The following is a 4,112-nucleotide window of genomic DNA, read 5'->3' on the forward strand; positions in this document are numbered from 1 at the left end:
AACACCCCGGGCAATGTGGCGGGAAGTTATACGGTCAGGAGCGGGGACACCCTGCAGAGCATCGCGCTCAGTGTGTGGGGTGACAGTGCGATGTGGTTCTACATTGCGGATGCGAACGGGCTGACGGACACCGATGTGCTGGTCGCGGGGACGGTCTTGAGCCTGCCCAACAAGATCACCAACGTGCACAACAACAGCGGGACGTTCCGTCCCTACAGTCCGGGTGAGGCGATCGGGGACACCAGTCCGACCCTGCCCACCGCACCTGCACCGCCCAAACCCAAGGGAGGCTGTGGCGGGCTGGGGGCGATCATCGTCATCGTGGTAACGGTCGTGGTGGCGGTGGTTGCACCACAGTTCATCCCAGCTCTTTCGGGAGGTGGCTTTTGGGCAACGGTGGGCACGGCTGCCTTGGCGAATGCGGCAGGACAAGTCACGGGCAACATCGTGGGGGTGCAGAATGGCTTCGATTTCCGGTCATTTGCGACAGCGGCGATCAGTGCCGGGGTCACCTACGGCGCGTTGAATAAAACGGGCTTGAGTGCACGTGTTTCAAGTGCGACCGGAAGCAAATATGCCGCTGTTGCCGCCAGAGCTGTCGTTGGTAACGTCATCCATCAGGGGGTTGGTAACCTGACGGGCAGCCAGCAGGGCTTTAGCTGGAGCAGTGTGGCGATATCCGGGATCGGCGCTGCCGCAGGGGCTGTCGCGAGTGACAAGCTCAACCTTACCACGACCAATGCGCAGGGCGTAGTATCGCAAGTCGGGACGACGACAGGCGCAGACCTTGGATTGGCGGCAGTGAATGCAGGTGGCTTTGCACTCACCCAACTGGTGGTGAACGGAGGCAAGGTGAACTGGCAGCAGGTGGCGACGGACACGGTGACCGGGTTCATCCAGAACCGGGGGTCAAGCAAGCTCATCGAACAGCAGCGTGCCGCACAAGGTAACGATGTGGCCTATGAAGAGGACTACGCCATTGCCCCCAAGGGCAAGCCACAGGGCCCAGGGGTGGTACTGACCGAGGCGGATGCCCCTGCGTCGTGGAGGCTGGCAACGTCCGCCACCGAAACCATGGCTTCTTCCGACATGAACCTGGCGTTCAATGCAGACGACTTCGCACGGGTGGTGAGCGGCATGGAGTTCAGGCCTGATGTGGATGCAGCGCAACAACGGCTTGACTATGATGCCGTCCGACTTGGCCAGGCTTATCTACGACAAAATCCTGGAGCGACCATAGGCGAGGTGCAGACACTGCTAAGCAACTATATGGAATCGCCAGAGACCCGCCAGACACTCCGTGCTCAGGGGCTCCCCGCGTTTGTTGATACCGAGACCACCACGATGGGATGGGCAGTTCGCCCGGATGGCGATAGCATGGCAAGGGAGTTGGGCGGCTCTTCCAGCCTGCAAGCCAGACCAGATCCATTGCCGTGGGAGGTCCTGGCATCGTCACCGCTGATCAACAATGACTACCTCAAGGTAGGGGTGAATGAGTTTATTGGCAATGTGAATCTGGTGGGGATGGGAGCCAACTTACTCAGTGGCGGTCGTGTCAACTTTGAGATAGCATCACTGGAGTACGACAATCCCATGCTGGGGACAACGCTTGAACTGGCGTTGATGGCCGTGCCTTTACTGGGCACCAGAAAGATCGCCGCTGAGGGCATCGAGCATGTGCTTGAGGGAAGAGCGGCAAACAGTGCAGAGGGCCTTGCCACACGTCGCGCGTATCTCAATGAGAAGTTCGGCCGAACCGGAAATCTTGATTCCGACATTACGCTTCGTGGTTACATGAGCGACGTTGAGCGCTTAAACATTTCGACGGAGCATGGTGAAGCAATCCTATATTCAGGACCGGGGAACAGATTGCGAGCTGAGGCTTTTTCTCGGAATGGCGGAGTTACTTTGGAGTCAACTCCGGGTGGCGCTTGGCTTGATAATCAGGCGCTATTCAAGAGATTGCCTCCCGAGCAGGCAATTCTTCCTTGGGAAAGGCTGTCTCAGAGATATGCCCAAGGCGCTTCTGGTCCGGTTAATGTCTTTATCGATGGCGCAAGTCCTCGGGGGGTCTTTACTCGGATTGAGCTCCCGGCTCTTTACGCAAACCCCAACGTGCCCATGATTATCAAGAATGGTGTTCAGCCAATAAGGATCAAATAATGTGCGCCCTCAAAAAAATCAGTGAGGCGGAAGTGGCCTCTTCGGATGGATTTGTCGTGAAGTATGGAAGGGATACGTTGACCTACTCTGAGGGGACGCGTTACGTGTTGATTCCTATTGAGCATCTTGGAGCTCCGTATGAAATGTCCGTGTCTTTGAATTCAATAGACAAGTGGATGGTTAAGGGGCGACCTGCCGAAGACGTTGGACCCCTAGAGTTGGATGTCATCCAGAGCAGAGTTGAGGAATGTTTAACCTTTCTGCATAGGAATTTTTCGGTTGTGCGCTGAATCTGAAAGATGTGGATGCAGCGCAACAACGGCTTGACGTTGATGCCGTCCGACTTGGTCAAGCTTATCTACGACAAAATCCTGGGGCGACCATAGGCGAGGTACAAACTCTGTTAAGCCACTATATGGAATCACCAGAGACCCGCCAGATACTCCGTGCTCAGGGGCTCCCCGCGTTTGTTGATACCGAGACCACCACGATGGGATGGGCAGTTCGCCCGGATGGCGATAGCATCGCAAGGGAACTGGGCGGCTCATCCAGCTTACAAGCCAGACCAGATCAATCACCGTGGGAGGTCTTGGCATCGTCACCGATGATCAACAATGACTACCTCAAGGTGGGGGTCAATCAATTTATTGGCAATGTGAATCTGGTGGGGATGGGGGCCAACTTACTCAGTGGCGGTCGTGTCAACTTTGAGATAGCATCACTGGAGTACAATAATCCCATGCTTGGGACGACACTTGAGCTGGCGTTGATGGCCGTGCCTGTACTGGGCACCAGAAAGATCGCCGCTGAGGGCATCGAGTATGTGCTTAAGGGAAGAGGGGCAAACAGTGCAGCGATCAGATTGGAAGCAGCATCAAATGTTTGGCAAGCCCGCAAGATTCTTGCTGAAACACGCCCAGACCTGACGATTACAGAGCGCAACCAAATTATTAAGGCGTTTGATTTGGAGACCTTTAGGGTAAATACGCTGACATCCCCGACCATAGAGTTCCGATTCTTCGATGGGGTGAATGCAGGTCTGAATGGCCGTTGGTCCACACCTCAATGGCTTTCAACTCCCACGGAACGTGTCACTACTTTGGCTTTGCCGAACAATCAAGCAACCCGCGCAGCAACGGTTACTCTGCAACCTGGCAGTACAGTCTTTCAAGGAACTGTGGCTCCGCAATTGAGGTATGGCCCCAATCTAACTGGCGGCGGGATGCAGACCTATAACGCTGCGGGGCCAAGGGCTGTGATTAAGGAGGTGCCTTGATGGAACTTGGTTTGATAAATGAAATCTCGACTGCACTGGGAGGTTATCGCGCTGCGATAGCTCTAACGCTGGACCCCCAAGCAAAGGAAGACTACTTGCGTCTAGCAACCATCGTAGAAGATGTGCTGTCCGCAATGAAGACTGAAGATGTTGATCGCATCAAGTTGGGGGTACTGGGATTCTCTCGGCAGGTATCTGATTCTCTGAGCACCCAGCCACCAGAATTCAAAGCGCTGGCTCAGAAAATTGCAGAGGCAAAGAGAAGGGCTGTATGATCAAACACGCCTTTCAAGCAGCCTGAGTTTTATTCTCTGTCCTTAGCAGCCGGTCGCGGCTTGCATCAGGCCTGTGCGCGTGCCTATGACCTCTACAGCTACGATGTGGCCGGGCAGCGCATCAGCCATACCAATGCCCTGGGGGATACCGAGAAGACCTATTACGACAGTATGGGCCGTGTCACCAGGACCAGAAGCTATCAAGGCTACTCGACGGTTTACAACTACCAGTTCAACAACGCCGTGACCGGGCTTGGGGGCCTCACTGGCCGTGGCTGGACCAAGACCACGACACAAGCGGATGGCTATACCCTGATCGACCAGTTGGACATGTTCGGCCGGGTGACCTGGCATCAGGACCTGGGTGAGCATCAGTTCGTGTACACCTACAACCATGC

4 protein-coding genes are annotated in these 4,112 nt (G+C 55.5%); all 4 read left to right on the forward strand.

The annotated features are described in order from the left end of the window. A partial coding sequence (locus tag ED236_RS12240) for a LysM peptidoglycan-binding domain-containing protein (protein ID WP_123238275.1) occupies window positions 1-2,163 on the forward strand: 2,163 nt, incomplete at its 5' end. Between the two features lie 415 nt (window positions 2,164-2,578). Beyond that, window positions 2,579-3,439, forward strand: coding sequence for a hypothetical protein (locus ED236_RS12250; protein WP_123238277.1), 861 nt, complete (start codon window positions 2,579-2,581; stop codon window positions 3,437-3,439). Next, window positions 3,439-3,714 (forward strand): hypothetical protein, encoded by a 276-nt coding sequence (locus tag ED236_RS12255; RefSeq protein ID WP_123238278.1) that lies wholly within the window; start codon window positions 3,439-3,441, stop codon window positions 3,712-3,714. The genes ED236_RS12250 and ED236_RS12255 overlap by 1 nt, the downstream gene beginning before the upstream one ends. 60 nt (window positions 3,715-3,774) lie before the next feature. After that, window positions 3,775-4,112: hypothetical protein (locus ED236_RS12260; protein WP_148042306.1), on the forward strand; the 338-nt coding region annotated here is incomplete at its 3' end.

It is taken from the genome of Pseudomethylobacillus aquaticus (assembly GCF_003730115.1).
Taxonomy (GTDB): domain Bacteria; phylum Pseudomonadota; class Gammaproteobacteria; order Burkholderiales; family Methylophilaceae; genus Pseudomethylobacillus; species Pseudomethylobacillus aquaticus.